Origin of the sequence: Bathymodiolus japonicus methanotrophic gill symbiont, from assembly GCF_019721995.1 — a bacterium.
GTDB lineage: Bacteria > Pseudomonadota > Gammaproteobacteria > Methylococcales > Methylomonadaceae > Methyloprofundus.
In genome coordinates this window covers 1-20609 of the sequence record NZ_BLYC01000027.1, presented here as the reverse complement: position 1 = coordinate 20609, position 20609 = coordinate 1, and the positions used below count along the sequence as shown (strand labels likewise).

General features: G+C 41.2%; 30 protein-coding genes and 5 pseudogenes. 16 read left to right on the top strand and 19 right to left on the bottom strand.

The features are described 5' to 3' along the window. Positions 1 to 519: 519 nt before the first annotated feature. A complete protein-coding gene (locus K6984_RS22430; RefSeq protein ID WP_221897518.1) occupies positions 520 to 1455 on the top strand; it encodes a replication initiator protein A in 936 nt (311 codons plus the stop codon). Between the two features lie 65 nt (positions 1456 to 1520). On the opposite strand, the gene K6984_RS22425 is transcribed toward K6984_RS22430, so the two are convergent. Both K6984_RS22425 and K6984_RS34560 read right to left on the bottom strand, forming a co-directional pair. Continuing rightward, a complete protein-coding gene (locus K6984_RS22425) occupies positions 1521 to 1676 on the bottom strand; it encodes a hypothetical protein (protein WP_221897517.1) in 156 nt (51 codons plus the stop codon). 27 nt (positions 1677 to 1703) lie between these two features. Beyond that, a complete protein-coding gene (locus tag K6984_RS34560) occupies positions 1704 to 1832 on the bottom strand; it encodes a hypothetical protein (RefSeq protein ID WP_263458596.1) in 129 nt (42 codons plus the stop codon). Between the two features lie 687 nt (positions 1833 to 2519). On the opposite strand from K6984_RS34560, the gene K6984_RS22420 reads away from it, so the two are divergent. Together K6984_RS22420 and K6984_RS22415 are read left to right on the top strand one after the other, a co-directional pair. Further along, positions 2520 to 2756: a hypothetical protein gene (locus tag K6984_RS22420; protein WP_221897516.1), complete on the top strand. Its 237-nt coding sequence runs from the start codon at positions 2520 to 2522 to the stop codon at positions 2754 to 2756. 187 nt (positions 2757 to 2943) lie between these two features. After that, positions 2944 to 3204, top strand: a pseudogene (locus tag K6984_RS22415) (hypothetical protein); the annotation flags it as partial. Positions 3205 to 3354: 150 nt separating this feature from the next. Here the strand turns inward: K6984_RS22415 and K6984_RS34555 are convergent. After that, a complete protein-coding gene (locus K6984_RS34555; RefSeq protein ID WP_263458596.1) occupies positions 3355 to 3483 on the bottom strand; it encodes a hypothetical protein in 129 nt (42 codons plus the stop codon). 32 nt (positions 3484 to 3515) lie between these two features. Further along, complete coding sequence (locus tag K6984_RS22410) at positions 3516 to 3707, bottom strand: hypothetical protein (RefSeq protein ID WP_221897515.1); 192 nt, start codon at positions 3705 to 3707, stop codon at positions 3516 to 3518. A 12-nt stretch (positions 3708 to 3719) separates the two neighbouring features. Here K6984_RS22410 and K6984_RS31555 point away from each other — a divergent pair, with 12 nt between their 5' ends. The 6 genes and pseudogenes from K6984_RS31555 to K6984_RS22385 all read left to right on the top strand — a co-directional run bounded on the left by K6984_RS31555 (position 3720) and on the right by K6984_RS22385 (position 9605). Then, positions 3720 to 3899, top strand: coding sequence for a hypothetical protein (locus K6984_RS31555; protein ID WP_230988245.1), 180 nt, complete (start codon positions 3720 to 3722; stop codon positions 3897 to 3899). Further along, positions 3854 to 6140: pseudogene (locus tag K6984_RS22405) on the top strand (type I restriction endonuclease subunit R, EcoR124 family); the annotation flags it as partial. The gene K6984_RS31555 and the pseudogene K6984_RS22405, both read left to right, overlap by 46 nt. 488 nt (positions 6141 to 6628) lie before the next feature. Then, positions 6629 to 6823, top strand: a pseudogene (locus K6984_RS22400) (restriction endonuclease subunit S); the annotation flags it as partial. Between the two features lie 393 nt (positions 6824 to 7216). Then, a pseudogene (locus K6984_RS22395) lies at positions 7217 to 7360 on the top strand (restriction endonuclease subunit S); the annotation flags it as partial. Positions 7361 to 7526: 166 nt separating this feature from the next. Then, positions 7527 to 9152: a type I restriction-modification system subunit M gene (locus tag K6984_RS22390; protein WP_221897514.1), complete on the top strand. Its 1626-nt coding sequence runs from the start codon at positions 7527 to 7529 to the stop codon at positions 9150 to 9152. 264 nt (positions 9153 to 9416) lie between these two features. Further along, entirely contained in the window at positions 9417 to 9605 is a 189-nt protein-coding gene (locus tag K6984_RS22385) for a hypothetical protein (RefSeq protein WP_221897513.1), read from the top strand. 260 nt (positions 9606 to 9865) lie between these two features. Here K6984_RS22385 and K6984_RS22380 read toward each other — a convergent pair whose 3' ends face one another. From K6984_RS22380 to K6984_RS22370, 3 genes are read right to left on the bottom strand one after another with little or no spacing between them, the layout of a single operon-like run. After that, positions 9866 to 10114, bottom strand: coding sequence for a hypothetical protein (locus K6984_RS22380; RefSeq protein ID WP_221897512.1), 249 nt, complete (start codon positions 10112 to 10114; stop codon positions 9866 to 9868). Positions 10115 to 10128: 14 nt separating this feature from the next. Then, entirely contained in the window at positions 10129 to 10884 is a 756-nt protein-coding gene (locus K6984_RS22375) for an RHS repeat-associated core domain-containing protein (RefSeq protein WP_221897511.1), read from the bottom strand. Between the two features lie 46 nt (positions 10885 to 10930). Continuing rightward, entirely contained in the window at positions 10931 to 11104 is a 174-nt protein-coding gene (locus tag K6984_RS22370) for a hypothetical protein (protein ID WP_221897510.1), read from the bottom strand. A gap of 12 nt (positions 11105 to 11116) precedes the next feature. On the opposite strand from K6984_RS22370, the gene K6984_RS22365 reads away from it, so the two are divergent. Continuing rightward, positions 11117 to 11254 carry a hypothetical protein gene (locus tag K6984_RS22365; protein WP_221897509.1) on the top strand — a complete coding sequence of 46 codons (138 nt, stop codon included), beginning with the start codon at positions 11117 to 11119 and terminating at the stop codon, positions 11252 to 11254. 450 nt (positions 11255 to 11704) lie between these two features. Then, positions 11705 to 11833, top strand: a complete 129-nt coding sequence (locus tag K6984_RS34550; protein ID WP_263458596.1) for a hypothetical protein — start codon at positions 11705 to 11707, stop codon at positions 11831 to 11833. A 227-nt stretch (positions 11834 to 12060) separates the two neighbouring features. On the opposite strand, the gene K6984_RS22360 is transcribed toward K6984_RS34550, so the two are convergent. After that, positions 12061 to 13179: a hypothetical protein gene (locus K6984_RS22360; RefSeq protein ID WP_221897508.1), complete on the bottom strand. Its 1119-nt coding sequence runs from the start codon at positions 13177 to 13179 to the stop codon at positions 12061 to 12063. Positions 13180 to 13278: 99 nt separating this feature from the next. Further along, on the bottom strand, positions 13279 to 13437 hold the full coding sequence (locus K6984_RS22355; RefSeq protein WP_221897507.1) for a hypothetical protein: 159 nt from the start codon (positions 13435 to 13437) through the stop codon (positions 13279 to 13281). 12 nt (positions 13438 to 13449) lie between these two features. Here K6984_RS22355 and K6984_RS36965 point away from each other — a divergent pair, with 12 nt between their 5' ends. After that, on the top strand, positions 13450 to 13590 hold the full coding sequence (locus K6984_RS36965; protein WP_221897506.1) for a hypothetical protein: 141 nt from the start codon (positions 13450 to 13452) through the stop codon (positions 13588 to 13590). A gap of 134 nt (positions 13591 to 13724) precedes the next feature. Here the strand turns inward: K6984_RS36965 and K6984_RS36500 are convergent. From K6984_RS36500 to K6984_RS22315, 8 genes and pseudogenes are all read right to left on the bottom strand, one after another. Next, positions 13725 to 13826 (bottom strand): annotated as a pseudogene (locus K6984_RS36500) (IS1/IS1595 family N-terminal zinc-binding domain-containing protein); the annotation flags it as partial. 137 nt (positions 13827 to 13963) lie between these two features. Continuing rightward, on the bottom strand, positions 13964 to 14293 hold the full coding sequence (locus K6984_RS22340) for a hypothetical protein (RefSeq protein ID WP_087869903.1): 330 nt from the start codon (positions 14291 to 14293) through the stop codon (positions 13964 to 13966). After that, complete coding sequence (locus K6984_RS22335; protein WP_221897505.1) at positions 14290 to 14925, bottom strand: division plane positioning ATPase MipZ; 636 nt, start codon at positions 14923 to 14925, stop codon at positions 14290 to 14292. The genes K6984_RS22340 and K6984_RS22335 overlap by 4 nt, the downstream gene beginning before the upstream one ends. A gap of 524 nt (positions 14926 to 15449) precedes the next feature. Beyond that, complete coding sequence (locus K6984_RS22330; RefSeq protein ID WP_230988249.1) at positions 15450 to 15761, bottom strand: type II toxin-antitoxin system RelE/ParE family toxin; 312 nt, start codon at positions 15759 to 15761, stop codon at positions 15450 to 15452. A gap of 82 nt (positions 15762 to 15843) precedes the next feature. Beyond that, on the bottom strand, positions 15844 to 16785 hold the full coding sequence (locus K6984_RS22325) for a hypothetical protein (protein WP_221897503.1): 942 nt from the start codon (positions 16783 to 16785) through the stop codon (positions 15844 to 15846). Next, positions 16767 to 16907: a hypothetical protein gene (locus K6984_RS22320; RefSeq protein WP_221897502.1), complete on the bottom strand. Its 141-nt coding sequence runs from the start codon at positions 16905 to 16907 to the stop codon at positions 16767 to 16769. The genes K6984_RS22325 and K6984_RS22320 overlap by 19 nt, the downstream gene beginning before the upstream one ends. Before the next feature lie 27 nt (positions 16908 to 16934). Beyond that, complete coding sequence (locus K6984_RS34545) at positions 16935 to 17063, bottom strand: hypothetical protein (RefSeq protein ID WP_263458596.1); 129 nt, start codon at positions 17061 to 17063, stop codon at positions 16935 to 16937. Next, positions 17012 to 17221 (bottom strand): hypothetical protein, encoded by a 210-nt coding sequence (locus K6984_RS22315; protein WP_221897501.1) that lies wholly within the window; start codon positions 17219 to 17221, stop codon positions 17012 to 17014. The genes K6984_RS34545 and K6984_RS22315 overlap by 52 nt, the downstream gene beginning before the upstream one ends. Positions 17222 to 17233: 12 nt before the next feature. On the opposite strand from K6984_RS22315, the gene K6984_RS34540 reads away from it, so the two are divergent. Next, a complete protein-coding gene (locus K6984_RS34540; protein ID WP_263458839.1) occupies positions 17234 to 17362 on the top strand; it encodes a hypothetical protein in 129 nt (42 codons plus the stop codon). A 792-nt stretch (positions 17363 to 18154) separates the two neighbouring features. Here K6984_RS34540 and K6984_RS22310 read toward each other — a convergent pair. Continuing rightward, positions 18155 to 18841, bottom strand: a complete 687-nt coding sequence (locus K6984_RS22310) for an IS6 family transposase (RefSeq protein ID WP_221897536.1) — start codon at positions 18839 to 18841, stop codon at positions 18155 to 18157. On the opposite strand from K6984_RS22310, the gene K6984_RS34535 reads away from it, so the two are divergent. After that, entirely contained in the window at positions 18814 to 18942 is a 129-nt protein-coding gene (locus tag K6984_RS34535; RefSeq protein WP_263458596.1) for a hypothetical protein, read from the top strand. The two genes, K6984_RS22310 and K6984_RS34535, sit on opposite strands and share 28 nt — an antisense overlap. 149 nt (positions 18943 to 19091) lie before the next feature. After that, the gene (locus tag K6984_RS22305; RefSeq protein WP_221897500.1) at positions 19092 to 19748 is read left to right on the top strand and encodes a hypothetical protein; all 657 of its coding nucleotides are present in this window, start codon (positions 19092 to 19094) and stop codon (positions 19746 to 19748) included. Positions 19749 to 19868: 120 nt separating this feature from the next. Here the strand turns inward: K6984_RS22305 and K6984_RS22300 are convergent, their stop codons facing one another. Continuing rightward, entirely contained in the window at positions 19869 to 20138 is a 270-nt protein-coding gene (locus K6984_RS22300; RefSeq protein WP_221897499.1) for a hypothetical protein, read from the bottom strand. Positions 20139 to 20150: 12 nt separating this feature from the next. On the opposite strand from K6984_RS22300, the gene K6984_RS22295 reads away from it, so the two are divergent. Beyond that, complete coding sequence (locus tag K6984_RS22295; protein ID WP_221897498.1) at positions 20151 to 20597, top strand: hypothetical protein; 447 nt, start codon at positions 20151 to 20153, stop codon at positions 20595 to 20597. Positions 20598 to 20609: the final 12 nt, after the last annotated feature.

Below are 20609 nucleotides of genomic sequence, written 5' to 3'. Positions count from 1 at the left end.
TTAGTGGTCGCGTTAAGTTTTTGCCGCTTGCTTGGGCTGGGATGCCCAAAACAAGCTTTCGCAAAAATAGCGACTCCCCGATAAGGTAGATTCTATTCAAAATGGGTTAATGATTCGGGTTTGTTTGGAGCATAGGAAACTAGCTGAAAGCGCATAGTGTTTGTTCTTTTTTTTAAGAAATAAAAATAAAAACTAAGTTAGATAAGTTAAAAGATAGTTAATATATGTTACAGGGTGAAAAAAAGCTTTGTGTGCATTGATATTAAAGGGATTGATTTTTTTTGTGGTTAGACTTCTACGACATTTAGTTAGACTTCTACGACATTTAGTTAGACTTCTACGACATTTAGTTAGACTTCTACGACATTGGTTAGACTTCTACGATAGCTTAGAAGGTATGATTTCATGGGAAAATGAGTGCTAAAAAAAGCAGTATTGACTGAATAATAGAAAGTTTTCGATACACCGACATTAAGTGTATCATTATTCAATCTTAAAGTTTTCGATACACCGATATTTATGAGCCTGCCATCACTTTCTAGTAAGAATGAAAATAAGGATTTTTTTATATGTGATGTTTTTGATTCTTTTAAAGATGATATTGCATCGATGGAGCATCCTGTTTTTAGCCTTTCAAAAAAACCTGATCATAGGGTTTTAAAATATGAACATAATGGAATAAAAATAACTATTAAGCCTAGTTATACTGGGTTAGCAACTATTTTGGATAAAGATATTTTACTATATCTTTCAAGTTCATTGATGAATGCGAAAAATTCTGGAGAGAAGATTTCTAAAACAGTTCGATTTACTTCATATGATTATTTAATTGCAACAAGTAAAGGTACCGGTGGTTTTCAGTACAATCAACTTCAAGAAGGACTTGAGCGTTTAAAAGGTACTGTTATTCAGACAAACATCAAGACAAATAAAGTTGAGACTACAGAAGAGTTCGGATTGATTGATGCTTGGAAGATTGTTAAAGAAAACGAACAAGGTCGAGCTTCATCTATTGAAGTAAGGTTATCTGATTGGTTTTATAATTCAGTGTTGGGTAATGCAGTATTAAGTATTGATAAAGACTATTTCACGCTAAGGAAACCAACTGAAAGGCGACTGTATGAGTTAGCTAGAAAGCACTGTGGTAATCAAGTAGCTTGGAAAATTAAGCTAGAAAATCTTAAAACAAAAATTGGTATTACTTCACAGATAAAGGCCCTTCGATTTAATATCAAAAAAATCATCGAAACTAATCACCTTCCTGAATACAACATATCAATGGAAAATGATGTTGTGATGTTTACACGAAAAGAACCACCTAAAGAAAGCAAAGCATCTCAACAACTACCTAAGCATGTTAGTAAAAAAGAGATTGAGAAGCTGGCTAAACCTGGAGAAAGTTATGACCAAGCGGAGAATAGGATTAAGCGGTTGAGGGATGCGTTGAAAAAGTGAGCTTAGAGGCTATAAGAAGTTTGGGGAGTTATGCCTGAAGACCAGGAGGTCTGTGCTTTTGATAATTATTGCGACAGAACCGGCAGTACACGGCACACTCGCTGAAAATCCTGGAAACGGAGCTTTAGCGAAGTGAAGATTTTTAGTCCGCGATAGCCGTAGGGCCGTTGTTTTGTCGGAGTCTGAGCGTTAGCGAAGGTGGAGACAAAATAAAAGGCCATCCGACACGGCGTCAAGTCATTTGGAGCCTATGTTCCGACCCCTTGTTGGGTCGGGACAAGGTGACGAGGACGAATCGGGGCCGCCGGAGGCATTAGTGGTCGCGTTAAGTTTTTGCTGCTTGCTTGGGCTGGGATGCCCAAAACAAGCTTTCGCAAAAATAGCGACTCCCCGATAAAAAATTATTTTAACTCTATATTATTGATATATAACATCTTTTTTGCTTGCAAAAATCCCCTATCCTTTCCTTTATTTAACCTTTTATATTTAACCTTGTAAAAGTGCCTTGTGGATAAGTTAAGTCAAAATTAAAAATCTGTATTTATCATCGTTTCCAAAATATCCAAAAAAAGAAAGCCGAGCGCATGGAGCAAATGGATTTAATCGACTGGCTGGACAGTAAGTGAGTAATCAGGCAACAACCGCCGACCCGATCGACACAGCACCGCCTTTTCATCATCAAGCAGTTAAAGAGAACTTGAAGCCTTGGAGCTGTCAGCCCTCACAATTTCCGAAGCAATCGCACATTATCAAAATATCTACCAAGAAAAAGCACAGCAAGCGATTTTAAAAGGTTTTGAATAGGGTTGATAATCTCGTACATTTAAGCGATAAAAACGCACCAGCGGGCAACCTCAAGCGATTACGGCCTATATTTTCTTGCTTTCAAAGGGGTAAAGATCAAGAGCCAGTTAATTAGGCCGATAATGGAACTTTCGTTTTATCTTCAAAATGTGATAATTTTTGGAATCTGCTCATTTGTTTCTCCTGGTTAACAGGCGCGCCATGCTACCTCACGAAATTCCGGGACTCCTATCGCCATAATTCGTTCACCTACGCAGCGGATGGGAGATGCCCTGAACGCCCTGCGTCCGCAACGACTACGCACAAAAGCCGCTTCGTCATTACTACCTCACTGGCTGGACGGCTATTCGGAATGCAATTCTTGCTCCTCTCGCGTGCTGCTAGCACACGTCGAATCAGCGAATTGCCCTGTCGCCTATCAGGGACTAAAAATCACCACTTCGCTAAGCTCCGTTTCCATGATTTTCAGCGATTGCGGGAACAACTTAACTAATTGATACTCTTGAGCAGACCTTTACGCAAAGCTTTTTTTACCCCCGCCCACAGGGCGCGGTTATCTTAAGTTGTAATATACTTGTTCACCACTAGGGTTACAGAGACTTTCGTCCATATATGTCCAGATTACGTTTATTGAAACAATATCAACTTTGCCCACTATCCATTGTGTTAATTGAGTGAATATAGATGACAAAAGAAAAAAATATTGAAGAGAGGTTAATTGGGAAGCTAGTAGATCTCAAGTATACATATCGGGATGATATTTGTGACAAGTTCGCACTTGAGAAAAATTTCCGTAAAAAGTTCGAAGTGCTAAATAGTGTAAGCCTCACTGAGTCTGAGTTCGCTCGCCTACGAGATGAGATTGTCACCGAGGACGTATTTAAAGCATCAAAAACATTGCGAGAAACAGGATATTTTCGACGGGAAGATGGAACTCCCCTACATTCGCTGAAAATCAGGGAAACGGAGCCTAAGCGAAGTGATGATTTTTAGTCCGCGATAGCCGTAGGGCCGTTATTTTGTCGGAGTCTGAGCGTTAGCGAAGGTGGAGACAAAATAAAAGGCCATCCGACACGGCGTCAAGTCATTTGGAGCCTATGTTCCGACCCCTTGTTGGGTCGGGACGAGGTGACGAGGACGAATCGGGGCCGCCGGAGGCATAAGTGGTCGCGTTAAGTTTTTGCTGCTTGCTTGGGCTGGGATGCCCAAAACAAGCTTTCGCAAAAATAGCGACTCCCCGAATGGTACTTGTGGAGTCAGAACGAAAACTGATGATGCGGCCATATCAAATATATGCGGTTAAAGCCATCGTTGACTGCATCCAACAAAACCCAGGCGCGCCATGCTACCTCACGAAATTCCGGGACTCCTGTCGCCGTAATTCGTTCACCTACGCAGCGAATAGGAGATGCTCCAGCCGCCCTGCGTCCGCCACAGACTGAGCACAAAGCAGCTCAGTCATGGCTACCACAAATGGCTCTACGGCTATTCGGGATAAAATTTTAGCATCCCTCGCGCGCTATCGCGCACTTCGGATTGGCAAATTTCCCTGCGCCTTCTGGAGACTATCAGCCCGTCCGGGGCTGACAGCGTTGGAAATGGCTATATTTGGCACACCACTGGATCAGGGAAAACACTAACATCCTTTAAAGCCTCTACGCTACTCAAAGACAATTCAAATATTGAAAAATGCTTATTTGTAGTTGATCGAAAGGATTTAGATCGTCAAACCCGTGAAGAATTTAATAAGTTTCAAGAAAGTTGTGTAGAAGAAAATACCAATACTGAAACGCTTGTTCGGCGCATGTTATCTGAAGACTACGCCGATAAGATCATTGTCACGACCATTCAAAAACTGGGGTTAGCACTGGACGAAAATAGCAAACGGAATAAAAGCAGGCTTAAAGAGGGCAAAACAAACCTACAAAGAGCGTTTATCTCCCCTGCGGAACAAGCGGGTTGTGTTTATCTTTGACGAATGCCACCGTTCGCAATTCGGTGAAAACCATAAATCCATTAAAAAATTCTTCCCAAAATCACAGCTTTTTGGCTTTACTGGCACACCCATTTTTGATCTTAACTCAAGCTACACACAAGTGGATGGTACAGACGGATCATTTAAAACGACCGATGATGTATTTGAAAAAGAAAAAGCTAGCTTTAAAACGACCAAAGATATATTTGAAAAAGAGTTGCACGCCTACACCATTACCAATGCCATTGACGATAGAAATGTACTCAGCTTTCATATTGATTATTTTGGCGAAGGACATAATAGTAAAAAACAAAAAAGTGAGAGCCTACCGACTGATGCCGTGGTAAAAGAGATATTGGCAAAGCACGCCGCAGTAACCAATCACCGCCGCTTTAATGCAGTACTGGCAACCGCTTCTATTAACCATGCGATAGACTATGTTGAAGAATTCAAAATTCAACAAGAACAGCAGCAAGTCGAAGATCAGAACTTTACGCCTCTGAATATTGCATGCGTATTCTCACCGCCTGCTCAAAGGGGAGCGAAAGATAAAACCAACTCAGATAATAGCAATGTAGATAAAAACAGCAAAGATATTAAACAACTACAAGAAGACTTGCCGCAAGAAAAAGCGGACAACCAAGTAGAGCCAGAAAAGAAAAAAGAAGCTCTTAAAGAAATTATTGCCAACTATAATCAGCAATATGGCACTAACCATAAAATTAACGAATTTGATCTTTACTACCAAGATGTACAGCAACGCATTAAAGACCAAAAATACAGCAATGCCGGTTTCCCCCACAAAAATAAAATTGATATTGTCATTGTAGTGGATATGTTACTGACAGGGTTTGACTCTAAATTCCTTAATACACTTTACGTGGATAAAAACTTAAAATACCACGGCTTAATTCAAGCCTTCTCGCGGACAAATCGCGTCCTTAATGACAGTAAGCCTTGGGGTAATATTCTCGATTTTCGTGGGCAAGAAACTGAAGTTAACGCCGCTATCGAGCTTTTCTCAGGGGCGGCTAAAAACCGTGCTAAAGAAATCTGGTTAGTAGATTCTTCCCCTGTAGCAGTTAAAAATTACCAAAAATCCATCGAAACACTAGATACTTTTATGCAAGGAAAAGGGCTGGATTGTAGCCCGTCAGAAGTGGCTAATCTAAAAGGTGATATTGCCAAAGCTGAGTTTATTAACCACTTTAAAACCGTGCAAAAGCTCAATACCCAAATTGAGCAATACACTGAGCTTAGTGATGAGGAACAGCAACACATAGAGACTGCTTTATCTATCGATAACTTGCGAGGCTTTAAAAGTGCTTACTTAGAAATAGCCAAAGACCTTAAGCGCAAGCAAGATAAAGATGGTGAAGGTATTGAGATCGAAGTGCAACAATTAGATTTTGAATTGGTGATCTTTGCTTCTGCTGTGATCGATTACGATTTCATTATGGGATTAATCGCCAAATCCACCCAAGACAGCAACAAAGAAAAAATGACACGCAAAGAACTAATCAACATGATTAGTAGCCAGGCAAACCTAATGGAAGAAAGTGAAGATATTATTGATTATATCAACAGCCTCAAGGTTGGCGAAAAACTAGATGAAAATCAAATCCACGCGGGCTACCAAGATTTTAAGGCAGATAAAGCTGCCAATGAAATAAGCATTCTAGCTATAAAATATGACCTACAGCCACAACACCTACAGGGATTTGTTGATACGATTATGAAGCGCATGATTTTTGATGGTGAGCATTTAAGTGATTTATTGTCACCGTTAGAACTGGGGTGGAAAGCACGCATAAAAAAAGAATCGGCATTAATGGAAGACTTAGCGCCACATTTACATAAACTGGCGCAAGGGCGTGAAATTTCGGGGTTATCGGCGTATGAGTAAGAAGAGTAAAAAAGGCCTGACGCAGCAGCTACTCCCCGCTGAAGGTGAAACTGTTCCCCAACTTCGGTTTTCCTGAGTTTCTGGGATGCAAAGGGAGGGTGGAAAAAAAGAGTTTAAACTTAGCCGTTATGGAAAATTTTATAGGACTACATATATGCGAATGACATAAGAGTAACGGAAAAAGGGTTTTATAGTATTCATGTCAGTGGTAAGATGATTTCGAAATAACGTTTTGTTATGATATTAAAGAGCTAATCTTCAAACTACGATATTCTTTGATTTGTGCAGAAATGGGTGGTGCGTTATGGACTGCATATGTAAGGTAATGGCTTGGGTAACACAGTGCATGCATTTTAAGAGCTAAAGATGTGATTTTGTTTTTGAAACTTTTATACCCTATGCATACGTTAGGCAAGTGGCTCGCTTGATTAAGGGTAGCAACGAAATTCTTAAACGGTGGAAAATTCATAAAATACTGTTTCCGTATTCCAACACTGCCAGAACAACAAAAAATAGCCGACTGCCTATCTTCCATAGACGATCTCATCACCGCCCAAGCCAAAAAAATAGAATCACTCAAAGATCATAAGAAAGGCCTGATGCAGCAGCTATTCCCTGCTGAAGGTGAAACTGTTCCAAAACTTCGCTTTCCTGAGTTTCGGGATGCAAGGGAGTGGGAGGAGAAGATCGGAGTAGTTCATGTTAAATGGAAACGTCATGACCACCCCAAAGTTCTACTGAACAGCGGTACTTAGCTCAGAACTTATTCCCATGTGATTGATCAGGAATGCACAAATAATTTTCCGTAGAAGATATGAGAGCAAATACAATAAAGCGATCAAAAGTTGATTTATAGGCTTGATTATTTTTGGATGATAACTCATTTTAAAGTTTGTAACGGAAGGTATGCGGTTCGATGGTAGCATATTAAACAAAAGAAAGACTGCTTGAGTCGCTATTTGTTATCAAATACTGATACATGCTAGAGACATCTCGATATGAATTCATGGAAAGGCAAAAATTTAGATCTAAAGGAAAAACAGAGTTTTTTTTGTATTTTCCACTACACCAAAACAGGAGAACAACAAAAAATCGCCGATTGTCTATCTTCCATAGACGATTTCATCACCGCCCAAGCCAAAAAAATAGAATCACTCAAAGATCATAAGAAAGGCCTGATGCAGCAGCTATTCCCCGTCGATAACGAGGAGTATATGTAAACAATCAATCAACCTATTTAGACTCGCTGGTTACACAAATGCACTAATCAGGGTAAAAACAAAAAGTATTTCAAATAAATATTAGGGGATTTATGACTAATTACAGGTTTAATCCTGAGCTATTCCCTAAGCAAATAGATAAAAACATAGAAGAGTCAACCTAATCATGACAAAAGAACAACACAAAGAGCTGGGTAGAACCCTTTGGGGTATTGCCGACCAATTACGTGGCGCAATGAATGCGGATGACTTTCGGGATTATATGTTGTCGTTTTTGTTTTTACGGTATTTGTCAGATAACTACGAGTTAGCAGCCAACAAAGAATTAGGCGCTGATTATCCTAAGCTTGAAGAAATCGATAAGCGTTCCCCCTTGGCTGTGTGGTATGAGAAAAATACAGAGGATATTGCCGAGTTTGAAAAGCAAATGCGCCGTAAAGTGCATTATGTGATTAAGTCAGAATACCTGTGGAGCAGCATCGCAGAGTTAGCTAGAACACAAGATGCTGACTTGCTTGTTACCCTACAGAATGGTTTTAAATACATTGAAAACGAATCCTTTGGAGATAATTTCCAAGGCTTGTTTTCAGAGATTAATTTAAATTCTGAAAAGCTGGGTAAAAATCACGAAGACCGGAATGCTAAACTCTGCAATATCATTTCAAAAATTGCAGAAGGCATTGCTGATTTTTCAACCGATAGTGATGTATTGGGTGATGCCTATGAATACCTGATTGGTGAGTTTGCGGCAGGCTCTGGAAAAAAAGCGGGTGAGTTTTATACGCCGCAACAATTATCCAATATCTTGTCTGAAATCGTCACCCTTGATAGCCAAGAGCCAACCACAGGCAAAAAGAAAAAATTAAATAAGGTGCTCGATTTTGCCTGTGGTTCAGGTTCGTTATTGTTAAACGTACGCCATAAGTTAGGCGCTAACGGTATTGGTAAAATATACGGGCAAGAGTCTAACATTACGACGTATAACTTAGCCCGTATGAACATGTTGCTGCATGGGGTTAAGGATTCTGAATTTGAAATCTATCATGGTGATTCACTGATCAATGATTGGAGCCTTCTTAATGAAATGAACCCTGCTAAAAAGCTAAAGGTAGATGCTGTCGTAGCAAATCCTCCTTTTAGTTACCGTTGGGAACCTAATGAGTCGTTAAGCGAAGATTTTCGCTTCAAAAGTCATGGGTTAGCTCCTAAATCGGCAGCTGATTTTGCTTTTTTATTACATGGCTTTAGCTTTTTAAGTGACGAAGGTACGATGGCCATTATATTGCCTCACGGCGTGCTATTTCGTGGTGGTGCAGAAAGCCGCATTCGTACTAAGCTACTCAAAGACGGCCATATCGATACTGTTATTGGTTTGCCTGCCAACCTATTTTTCTCAACAGGGATTCCTGTGTGTATTTTGGTGCTAAAAAAATGCAAAAAATACGACGATGTATTGTTTATTAATGCCAGCGAGTATTTTGAAAAAGGCAAACGTCAGAATCGGTTACGTGATGGTAAAGATGGCGAGCCAAATGATATTAAAAAAATAGTCGAATGCTATCAGTACAGAACTGAAGAAGTGAGATATTCTCGCCGTGTAAACATGCGTGAAATTGAAAAAAATGATTTCAACCTGAATATTTCACGTTATGTTAGTACGGCAAAGCCAGAGCCTATCATCGACCTAAAAGAAGTTCACAATGATTTAACATCCTTAGAAGAGAAGGTTTTGACAGCAACCAAAACGCATAATACATTTCTCGAGGAACTAGGATTGCCAGCTTTACCCTAGATAAATACATAGTCTACAAGGTGCTAGATGGCCTTTTCTGGTTCTGTCGCAAAACCCAAAACCAGCCTATTACCTACGATCATAAGATTAAATTTCAGCCAAAGAAGGTTCGCATGTTCAACTAAAAAGGGTGTGACTTTTCAAGTGATTATTCTCGCGAATGTCATATGGTACCTGACTTTCCCACTAGTTTATCGGATGGCCTGAGAAAGTTTTTCTCCTAGAGGATTTCTTATCCATTGGTTGCATAAAAACAGGTTACAGTTGATTATCACACAAATATTTATTTTTTGCGACAGAACCCTCGCCACTCATCGCGTGGTGAAGTGGGTGAAAAAAATGGGGATTCGAGAGTTTCTTTCTTTTGTCAAAGGAACCTTAACCGGCCCGTGGATTAGAAACGATTGGGCCGCACAGTTTTTGCGGCAACCTTCCGAATTTCACATCGAATAATTTCTTTGTGTACTTGTATTTTCAGAGGGCGAACAGTCCTTTTAGGAGGAGTGCGCCTTGCGTTTGTACAAATCACATTTAATAGACGATTCCCCTCATCATTGGTGAAATCCGCAAATAACATAGAGCACAATAAGATGATCTATGAGGAAGAAGTTTTGCATGCTATAAGACACCGGAATATTGCAAGGTTCATGCGTCAGGGCTGGCTGGACAGAACCCTTCAAAAAGGTGCGGGGGAGTCCCTACTTTTTCGAAAGCTATCCAGAAAAATATTGAAACTCATTGCATGGGTCTTTCAATTCTACAATATCGTTTATTGACAATTCAATTTTTGTTCCGTTTTTGTAACAAAAATCACTCTTAATAACACTACTGATCGTCGCCATGACTACATCATCACAATCATAAATAGATTCATCTACCATTTCAAAGTCGTACAATAAATATTCGTCATTATTTCTTAACTTGACCAAAACATCTTGTCCGTCTTCAAAATCTTCCAGCATAGAAGATAGATCAATCATCGATTATTCACCGTATAACCATCACCATCAGGGCGATAGTGCTTCACCTTTTTTGGCCTTCCTACGCTATAAGAACCATCGCCCTTTGGTCTATACGTTGGACCTTTTCTCGTCGTTGTACCTACCCCAACAATTTTCCCAGAACCATCCCTACCCGTTCTAATAGTTTTCAACTTTAAACCCTTACTTTCTTTTCGAAACTGATCCTTTGCAGCGTCTCTAGCAGGGATATTTACACGCTTTGTGGCATTAAAAACTTTAGTAACACCTGCCGGTAAGCCAGGTATTGCTAACGCGAATAGGTCAGCACCTAAATCGGAATAACCTGATGAAACAGCATGTTGATTATTGTTAAGATAGCCATAAGAAATTTTCCCTATATCATAGATGACATTAGCCACATCCCACAGAGTGTCAACGCACTCCCCACTAGGGTCAATAAACTTCAGTGGATTATTATGCGCATAAGCATACATATTCTGAGACTCAGGCACGGACATATAGCCAGAGAAAGGGTCTCTTGATATAAAACGTCCAATTTCAGGATCGTAGTATCGGGCTCTCAGGTAAATTAACCCAGTGTCGCTTTCGGCTTGCTCGCCAGCATACTTAAAATCATTACTGTGGACTTCCGTACTACTAACTTCTTCGCCAAAACTTCCGTATTTATAACGATTACGCGTCTTACCTAAACGGTCTTCTGTAGAAGTTACGTTTCGCCCTGGAGCGTCATATAAACTGAAGTTTCCCAATTATTGAGTAGCTGAAATACACAATGCTGGTGTATCGAGGTTTATTTTAGGTGGTTTTGCCATGTTTATAGCAAACCCCTACTTCATTCGCTGTCAGCCCCGGACGGGCTGATAGTCTCCAGAAGGCGCAGGGAAATTTGCCAATCCGAAGTGCGCGATAGCGCGCGAGGGAGGCTAAAATTTTATCCCGAATAGCCGTAGAGCCATTTGTGGTAGCCATGACTGAGCTGCTTTGTGCTCAGTCTGTGGCGGACGCAGGGCGGCTGGAGCATCTCCTATTCGCTGCGTAGGTGAACGAATTACGGCGACAGGAGTCCCGGAATTTCGTGAGGTAGCATGGCGCGCCTGCCCCTTAGGCAATAGCATTTGAAACGAATGAAAAGACTATTTTTTTCATATAGTTGTAGCATAGTTTCAATTTTACCATAAATAATTATTGGGAAACTTCAGTCATATAAATAGTATTGACTTTTATCTTCCTCAGCCGCGTCCCAGTCGTATGTGGCTGTACGACCAATGCCATAACTGTATCGGCGTTTTACTCTGTAGTTATTATCGGTTTCTAAAGCAACTTGAGATAAGCCAAAGTTTATATGATTGATATAGCGGGTGATGACGTCATTGACGGTTTTAGATACGCGATAACCAGCACCATCAGTTATAGATAACTGACTTTATTAGGTTCTGTCGCATAAAGTTCACTTCTCCGTGTTACCTGCTATTATGAGTCTCAATTCGAATAAAATAAGGTTCATATGCTTAGTTTTAAATGGCGTCATTTTGAAAAAGAAATCATTCTCCTATCGGGGAGTCGCTATTTTTGCGAAAGCTTGTTTTGGGCATCCCAGCCCAAGCAAGCAGCAAAAACTTAACGCGACCACTTATGCCTCCGGCGGCCCCGATTCGTCCTCGTCACCTCGTCCCGACCCAACAAGGGGTCGGAACATAGGCTCCAAATGACTTGACGCCGTGTCGGATGGCCTTTTATTTTGTCTCCACCTTCGCTAACGCTCAGACTCCGACAAAATAACGGCCCTACGGCTATCGCGGACTAAAAATCATCACTTCGCTTTGGCTCCGTTTCCCTGATTTTCAGCGAATGTGAGTCATTAGTTTAGTTTTCATCTTTTATCCTGTAGGGTTTCTAAAAGTTCTGTATTTCTTTTGTTTGTAGCCTTAATTGGCAAGAGTAATCGGATCCCAAGTACTGCGCCAAACATGTACCCATGCGTAACCGTCGTTGTCAAAATCCTCCATGTAGACTTGGATTGTGTAGGTCTTACCGACCTCAAACGTCTTGACTTGTAATTCCTCATTATCGACCCCCCTATCTCCATCACTCTCTCCCGAGGCGACCATAGAGTATCCATCAGGGTGATATATCTCCATCACGGTATCTTCATCAGCACTGTAAGTTTCTATGTTATACCGACCTGTAGTCTCAGGAGTAAACGTAGTTGTAAAGTGAGTCTGGTCATAGTCGTCTGTAGATAGCCAAAATTTCTTAGCAAGTCCTACGGTTAGATGGGACTCGTATTCTCTAAAAGGTTCTTCAGCCCTAACATTCAAGATGGCTTTACCTGACCAAGATCTACTTTGTAGATATACTTGGATTACATATCTCTCACCCGCTTCAAGATACTTATGTTGAAGCTCGTTATTATCATGCCCATCATCCCCATCGCTCTTGCCCGTATTTACAATTGACTGTTCATTATGATAAATCTCCATAACCGTGTCTGAAGGTCCATATGTCTGGAAGATATGCCAGCCCGATACTTCAGGATAGAAAGAAAACGTACGGTGAGAGTTCTCAGGGTCATCTCTAAGTAAATAAAGCACTTTGGCCATTGTCAAAGAAAGCTCAGGATAATCGTTAGCGCGTGCTTCTGCGGCTTTCCGTTTTTCCTCCTCTTCTGCCTGACGCTGTGCTTCTTCCTCCGCGATTAGTTTCATTTCTGCCTCTAATAGTTTCGCTGCTTCTGCGGCTTCTGCGGCTTCTGCGGCTTCTGCGGCTTTCCGTTCTTTCTCCTCTTCTGCCTGACGCTGTGCTTCTTCCTCCGCGATTCGTTTCGTTTCTTCCTCTAAGCGTTTCGCGGCTTCTTCAAACCGTTTTCTATCTTCCTCATTCTTAGCCTTCTCCACTTCCTCTGCGGTTAAATTGGGAATTTCACCGGCTGGTTTAGGCACTGGGGTTTCCGCCTCTTCTCTGGGGCGGAATGAATTCCATTCCGCTTGAACCATGTTGTTGAATAAAATCATCAACACGACGACTGTCATTAGTTTAGTTTTCATCTTTTATCCTGTAGGGTTTCTAAAAGTTCTGTATTTCTTTTTTTTGTAGCCTTAATTGGCAATGCCTTTTTCTTAAATTGGTTCTATCGCAAGAATTTATTATAACGTTAAAGCTTGCTCATAACCGACATTTATGGAGCTAAGGCGCGGCCATGCTACCTCACGAAATTCTGGGACTCCTGTCGCCGTAATTCGTTCACCTACGCAGCGAATAGGAGATGCTCCAGCCGCCCTGCGTCCGCCACAGACTGAGCACAAAGCAGATCAGTCATGGCTACCACAAATGGCTCTACGGCTATTCGGGATAAAATTTTAGCCTCCCTCGCGCGCTATCGCGCACTTCGGATTGGCAAATTTCCCTCTTCCATAATTTCTTCAAGGTCGCGATACGAAACGCCATACCTGACATAAAAGAAAACAGCATAAAGAATGACATCTTTTTGAAAGTGAGTGCCTTTGAAGCTGAGCATGTGATCCACCTTTTATTGAAATTGAGAATTATGATAGCAGATAACGTCGGGAAGGGGGATTTATGCGACAGAACCGGTCTGGCAACGATATCGCTGCACACCACGATCGCTACTACCTGATTTCATCAGGTTGGAATTAGTACAGTTAGGGCAGGTGATTTCTTGATAATATTTCATGAGGGAATTATGCAATAAATCACTTTCTTATTCTATTGCTCTCATGCTAAACACAGGTTTAACCCACTACCATAATCTGTACATAGCTTATAGATACCTATACGGTGATAAGTAAAACCGTACAGGTATTCTATTTATTAAATAATGCCTTTGTCTTTTGCTAGTGCCATATAAGCAATTCGAAGAACATTCATTCTATCAACGCCAAATTCTGTACCGAGTTGATCCAAAATTTCTATTTCATATTTATTGAAACGAGCTGTCATTAGTTTGTAGTTACGCGGAGCTTTGGGATCATCTGAAAATGGTTTGTCGTTTTTATCCAGCTCAACTTCTTTAGACAGTACAACCTCCAGTTCAGCGGATGTTTTATCAGCCTTACCAACAAACTCCTTAACCGCATTTTCATCAACTACTTCAGAAACTTTATTTTGTCCTCGAACCTTAAAATTTGTTTTTGCTTTCATTTCAGAACCTCACTCATGAAATCTTGAATTTCTTTCTTTGCTTTTGGATTGTTCATCTCAACAACACCCATTCCAATACCTTTTATCGCATCTCTATAAACCTTGCGCTCCCTGATGATCGTATCTAATAGTTCAATATCAGGATAATTCTCAAGAAATACCTGAGTTTCTTCAGCCTCATTGATGATAGGGTTAGTGGGTCCCATTGTAATCACAGCCTTAAATTTCAATTTCTCATTCAACATCTTGGCATCTGTGTATATTTCTTGCATCTTAGGTACAGTATCAAGGTCAAATTGACTAGGGCGGATAGCCATCACCAATATATCGGCTACAATCATACTTGTGCGCAATTCGGCTGAATCTCGACCAGCTGCATCAATTACTATGTATTCATAACGCTTACTTAAATCCAAAATAGATGCACGAACATCATCATATTTCTGGACAGAATTAACTTGTGGTAAATCTGAGTTTTCAGACCTATCAAGAAACCAATTTGAGCTTGATGCTTGCTTATCTGCATCAACAAGCATTACATCTTTACCGTCAACAGCTAATGCCGCTGCCATATTTGTTGCGATTGTAGACTTCCCACAACCTCCTTTTTGACTACCAATCAATATAATCATTTTCACCTCTAAATTGTTGCAATAAATCTAACCTGTTCGGTATTGAATAGGTTATTTATCTAATCTATACGGTACTCATTAGGTGCTTAATATAACCTATAAGATACCTTATGAATTAAGTATAGTGGCATAACTATCAGGTCCCAAATGTTTCAATGCAAAAAGGTGTTTTTATTTAAAGGAAAAACAAGGTATTCAGTGTTGGTAAGGCTTTTCTGGAATGAGTGGCGTGCGCACTTGTTGCGGTTATAAATCTAACCTTTAACTCGATGTTCAAGTTTTCAGCTATAACTGGGCTAAGAAAAGTAAATTTTTCCGGCTTTGTTTTATAAGTGATTGATTTACAATGATGTTGATGCTTTCTTTGTCAGTAAAATTACCAATAAAGTCAATCAGTTAAAAAACTTGAACATCGAGTTTAAGGTTATTATTGGGTATTGATAAAATACCTTATAGGTATTTTATAGGTGGTTAATCAGGGAAGGGCGGTTCAAGTTAATAGTTTAGTAATAAAGTCTTTATTTTTATCGATCTTCACGGGCATGCCAGATTTTCAAAATCACAACTTTTTGATCGATGATTTGATAACGAAAAATGTAACTATTTTTTCCAAATGAGGTAAATAGCTCACGGTCATTTCTTCCATCTAGAGTTTTTCCAATGGCAGGATTATTTAAAATGCTCTTTGCTGCTTTCAGGATTTTTTCAGATGATTTTTTAGCTGCACGGGAATTATGGGTTCTGTCGCATAAATCTCCCTTTCCGACGTTATCTGCTATCATAATTCTCAATTTCAATAAAAGGTAGATCATATGCTCAGCTTCAAAGGCACTCACTTTCAAAAAGATGTCATTCTTTAGCCTCGCTATATTTTTTATCCGATGGATGAATCAATTCTGGCTGTTGTGTTTTTGAAATCTATTCAAACACGCGCATTAAATTATAGCTCATTGCAGTCAGGCGCATTTGATTTTCAAGTGAGCGGGTATTGGAAGACCAAGCTTTAGTTTCCTTCGCTGAAAATCCTGGAAACGGAGCTTTAGCGAAGTGATGATTTTTAGCGAAGGTTGTCACAAACCGGTGAAGTTTTCCGGTTTCTGGATCACGGTAATCCACCACGTTAAATTTGATGCCCTTGTTTTCGTACACACTGTATGCTTCAACCCCTGTATTGATCTCATGGCGGGAGTCAAAAGGGATAGACTCAACCAGAGTCGCAATTGAATTTTCTTTTAGCATTGAAATCATGTAATTAGCATGTCGTTTCTGCCGATCCCACCAGACAAAGTCGGTGACGGCTTTATCGTAGACATAGAGATGTTTCTGAGAGCTGTTATTTCCCTTGTTTTGCTTTTCAATATGATTTCGTAACACAGGTATTTCTTGATGTCTCTGAGTTCCGTTTGTCACCAGACAAAGAAATCTGAGCAACCCACTTCTGAGATTCAACGCGTAAATCCCCCCGGCCGCATAAACTTTCCCCTTGCTGTTTTTTTCAGTATGGCAGGCATGATCAATAAAATGTCCATCCGCTGCTTCTATGGTGTATTCGTCAAGTTCTGGGAATGCTTTAAGATAATCAATGCCTTGCGATAGCAGTGTTTCAGCGTGAAGATGATAGCTCTGCTGTTCAAATGCCTCAAGCATACTTGTTCGTCTATGCGACTTCAGTGATTTAAAATACGTTGAGTGGGGAAGCAGCTGGCCATAAATCTGTTCATTGGTTTGGAGGAAATGGCGACCACTATCGACTACACTGATACAGCGTAATAACCCAAGGCGAATAAAGTCGATATCCTTCAACTCTGGGCATGAACGAGCCCACAAAGGATGACGCTCTGCTAACAGGGCACGTTCCATCGCTGAAAATCAGGGAAACGGAGCCTAAGCGAAGTGATGATTTTTAGTCCGCGATAGCCGTAGGGCCGTTGTTTTGTCGGAGTCTGAGCGTTAGCGAAGGTGGAGACAAAATAAAAGGCCATCCGACACGGCGTCAAGTCATTTGGAGCCTATGTTCCGACCCCTTGTTGGGTCGGGACGAGGTGACGAGGACGAATCGGGGCCGCCGGAGGCATAAGTGGTCGCGTTAAGTTTTTGCTGCTTGCTTGGGCTGGGATGCCCAAAACAAGCTTTCGCAAAAATAGCGACTCCCCGAACTTTCATTCGCTGTCAGCCCCGGACGGGCTGATAGTCTCCAGAAGGCGCAGGGAAATTTGCCAATCCGAAGTGCGCGATAGCGCGCGAGGGAGGCTAAAATTTTATCCCGAATAGCCGTAGAGCCATTTGTGGTAGCCATGACTGAGCTGCTTTGTGCTCAGTCTGTGGCGGACGCAGGGCGGCTGGAGCATCTCCTATTCGCTGCGTAGGTGAACGAATTACGGCGACAGGAGTCCCGGAATTTCGTGAGGTAGCATGGCGCGCCTGGCAGTGTTGGTGAATATGTTCAGAGAGTGGTAGGTCTTTAAGCATGGGTGATATCCGTTTATGAGGTGATTAAAACGGAAATTTTTAGAAAAATCTTTTCGGCAAATGCAAGCTTTATTTGAAATTATTTGTTGTTTTTTTACAGTGCCTACAGAGTGTCTATTTGCTGTTATAAGTAATTAAAATCAAAAAGATGGGAATATTCGAGTGGTGCTACCTTCAGGTAGGTTATAGGCTGCTTTGTTTAGGTACTTCTTCTTTCAATGGGAACACTGATGAGGAACATAGTGAAACTGTGAATCAAATGTAGCTTAATAAATGTCCTGTACAAAAAATACACAATATAACCCTATCCTATATGTACCGTGGCTTTAATCCAGTTACTCAAAAGTAATACACACTTTTATCAACAGTTCTTGTGGGTAACTACGATATAAGAATTGTTGCTCACAATTTACACATAGTAATGTCACAGGGTTATTTATCTCTGCATGGCGTGATACATACGTCTTAATGTGAGTTATCAAGACAATAAAGCCTCACTAATAGTAATAGTTAAATGCGGGTTGAACGGAAATCAAGTATTCATTAGGGTAGGTAAAATAGGGGGATAACTTTTACATGAAGGGTAAAGGGTAGGCAAAAAACTGGCGTGTTCACTCTAAATATGTGATGATTTTATGATGTGATAAATAGTTACACTTTCATAGAATAACAATTACGGGTGATAAAGTGGCATTAGTAACAATGACGGTTCTGTCGCAATAATTATCAAAAGCACAGACCTCCTGGTCTTCAGGCATAACTATCCTGCTAAAGCCATAAACTGCTTATAAGCAGTAATATTTTCCTCAGACAATTGCCCCTTTCGGATGATATGTGCCGTTTGAATTCCATCAATTGTTGCTTGGGCGGAGTGAAACGCTTTAAAGCCCATCATCGGTTTTGTTATTTTTTTGATAAAGCGATGATCCTGTTCGATGATGTTATTCAAATATTTAACTTGTAATATGTCGATCATGGTGGCAAACCCAGCTAGGATTAACAAGAGGTTAATATTGGCTAATCCTGCATAGTTAGCGCCACTTTTATCCATAACGACCTTATCAGGAAAGCCATTATTGTTAATCGTTTGTTTAAAAAATGCGGTTGCAGCCTCTTCATCACGGTGCTCAGAAAGCATGAAATCAAGCGTATCCCCGTGACTATCAACAGCTCGGTATAAAAAGGTCCACTGACCCTTCACTTTGATATACGTTTCATCCATGCGCCACGATTTATTGGTTTCTCGTTTCTCAGATTTAGCTGTTACAGCAATGGCAGGAGAATAACGGATAACCCAACGATTGAGCGTAGCATGATCCACTTCAACACCTCTTTCTTCCATAATTTCTTCAAGGTCGCGATACGAAACGCCATACCTGACATAAAAGAAAACAGCATAAAGTCGGGGAGTCGCTATTTTTGCGAAAGCTTGTTTTGGGCATCCCAGCCCAAGCAAGCAGCAAAAACTTAACGCGACCACTTATGCCTCCGGCGGCCCCGATTCGTCCTCGTCACCTCGTCCCGACCCAACAAGGGGTCGGAACATAGGCTCCAAATGACTTGACGCCGTGTCGGATGGCCTTTTATTTTGTCTCCACCTTCGCTAACGCTCAGACTCCGACAAAATAACGGCCCTACGGCTATCGCGGACTAAAAATCATCACTTCGCTTAGGCTCCGTTTCCCTGATTTTCAGCGATGGAACGTGCCCTGTTAGCAGAGCGTCATCCTTTGTGGGCTCGTTCATGCCCAGAGTTGAAGGATATCGACTTTATTCGTCTTGGGTTATTACGCTGTATCAGTGTAGTCGATAGTGGTCGCCATTTCCTCCAAACCAATGAACAGATTTATGGCCAGCGGCTTCCCCACTCAACGTATTTTAAATCACTGAAGTCGCATAGACGAACAAGTATGCTTGAGGCATTTGAACAGCAGAGCTATCATCTTCACTCTGAAACACTGCTATCGCAAGGCATTGATTATCTTAAAGCATTCCCGGAACTTGACGAATACACCATAGAAGCAGCGGATGGACATTTTATTGATCATGCCTGCCATACTGAAAAAAACAGCAAGGGGAAAGTTTATGCGGCCGGGGGGATTTACGCGTTGAATCTCAGAAGTGGGTTGCTCAGATTTCTTTGTCTGGTGACAAACGGAACTCAGAGACATCAAGAAATACCTGTGTTACGAGATCATATTGAAAAGCAAAACAAGGGAAATAACAGCTCTCAGAAACATCTCTATGTCTACGATAAAGCCGTCACCGACTTTGTCTGGTGGGATCGGCAGAAACGACATGCTAATTACATGATTTCAATGCTAAAAGAGAAATTCAATTGCGACTCTGGTTGAGTCTATCCCTTTTGACTCCCGCCATGAGATCAATACAGGGGTTGAAGCATACAGTGTGTACGAAAACAAGGGCATCAAATTTAACGTGGTGGATTACCGTGATCCAGAAACCGGAAAACTTCACCGGTTTGTGACAACCTTGCCAATGACTATTAACCCTGGAATCATTGCCATGCTGTATTTCAAGCGATGGACAATTGAAAAGACATTCAATAACACTAAAAGTAATTTCAAGGAAACTAAAGCTTGGCCTTCCAACGCTGTCAGCCCCGGACGGGCTGATAGTCTCCAGAAGGCGCAGGGAAATTTGCCAATCCGAAGTGCGCGATAGCGCGCGAGGGAGGCTAAAATTTTATCCCGAATAGCCGTAGAGCCATTTGTGGTAGCCATGACTGAGCTGCTTTGTGCTCAGTCTGTGGCGGACGCAGGGCGGCTGGAGCATCTCCTATTCGCTGCGTAGGTGAACGAATTACGGCGACAGGAGTCCCGGAATTTCGTGAGGTAGCATGGCGCGCCTGTACCCGCTCACTTGAAAATCAAATGCGCCTGACTGCAATGAGCTATAATTTAATGCGCGTGTTTGAAGAGAGTTCAAAAACACAACAGCCAGAATTGATTCATCCATCGGATAAAAAATATAGCGAGGCTCTGGAGAATAGGCAGCAACAGGCTCAAAAACGAGATCGTTTTGTGAATCCATTATTTTTCCAGGCAAGAATATCTCGTATCAGCTCGTATACCATTCGGGCAGTTCAAAACGCAATAATAACAGGAATGTCTTTACAGTGCTTTATGAGCTCTCTTGTGGCGAGGTTAGTTTCACGGCCTCAATTGATAGGGGAACACTGATGAGGGTTACAG

Bases quoted from the DNA above. Each gene is read 5' to 3' on its own strand.
- K6984_RS22430 (WP_221897518.1), top strand. From the start codon at position 520: ATGAGCCTGCCATCACTTTCTAGTAAGAATGAAAATAAGGATTTTTTT.
- K6984_RS22425 (WP_221897517.1), bottom strand. From the start codon at position 1,676: ATGGCCTTTTATTTTGTCTCCACCTTCGCTAACGCTCAGACTCCGACA.
- K6984_RS22420 (WP_221897516.1), top strand. From the start codon at position 2,520: ATGGGAGATGCCCTGAACGCCCTGCGTCCGCAACGACTACGCACAAAA.
- K6984_RS31555 (WP_230988245.1), top strand. From the start codon at position 3,720: ATGGCTACCACAAATGGCTCTACGGCTATTCGGGATAAAATTTTAGCA.
- K6984_RS22390 (WP_221897514.1), top strand. From the start codon at position 7,527: ATGACAAAAGAACAACACAAAGAGCTGGGTAGAACCCTTTGGGGTATT.
- K6984_RS22380 (WP_221897512.1), bottom strand. From the start codon at position 10,114: ATGCTGGAAGATTTTGAAGACGGACAAGATGTTTTGGTCAAGTTAAGA.
- K6984_RS22370 (WP_221897510.1), bottom strand. From the start codon at position 11,104: ATGGCTACCACAAATGGCTCTACGGCTATTCGGGATAAAATTTTAGCC.
- K6984_RS22360 (WP_221897508.1), bottom strand. From the start codon at position 13,179: ATGAAAACTAAACTAATGACAGTCGTCGTGTTGATGATTTTATTCAAC.
- K6984_RS36965 (WP_221897506.1), top strand. From the start codon at position 13,450: ATGGCTACCACAAATGGCTCTACGGCTATTCGGGATAAAATTTTAGCC.
- K6984_RS22340 (WP_087869903.1), bottom strand. From the start codon at position 14,293: ATGAAAGCAAAAACAAATTTTAAGGTTCGAGGACAAAATAAAGTTTCT.
- K6984_RS22335 (WP_221897505.1), bottom strand. From the start codon at position 14,925: ATGATTATATTGATTGGTAGTCAAAAAGGAGGTTGTGGGAAGTCTACA.
- K6984_RS22325 (WP_221897503.1), bottom strand. From the start codon at position 16,785: ATGGAACGTGCCCTGTTAGCAGAGCGTCATCCTTTGTGGGCTCGTTCA.
- K6984_RS22320 (WP_221897502.1), bottom strand. From the start codon at position 16,907: ATGGCCTTTTATTTTGTCTCCACCTTCGCTAACGCTCAGACTCCGACA.
- K6984_RS22315 (WP_221897501.1), bottom strand. From the start codon at position 17,221: ATGGCTACCACAAATGGCTCTACGGCTATTCGGGATAAAATTTTAGCC.
- K6984_RS22305 (WP_221897500.1), top strand. From the start codon at position 19,092: ATGGAACGTGCCCTGTTAGCAGAGCGTCATCCTTTGTGGGCTCGTTCA.
- K6984_RS22300 (WP_221897499.1), bottom strand. From the start codon at position 20,138: ATGGCTACCACAAATGGCTCTACGGCTATTCGGGATAAAATTTTAGCC.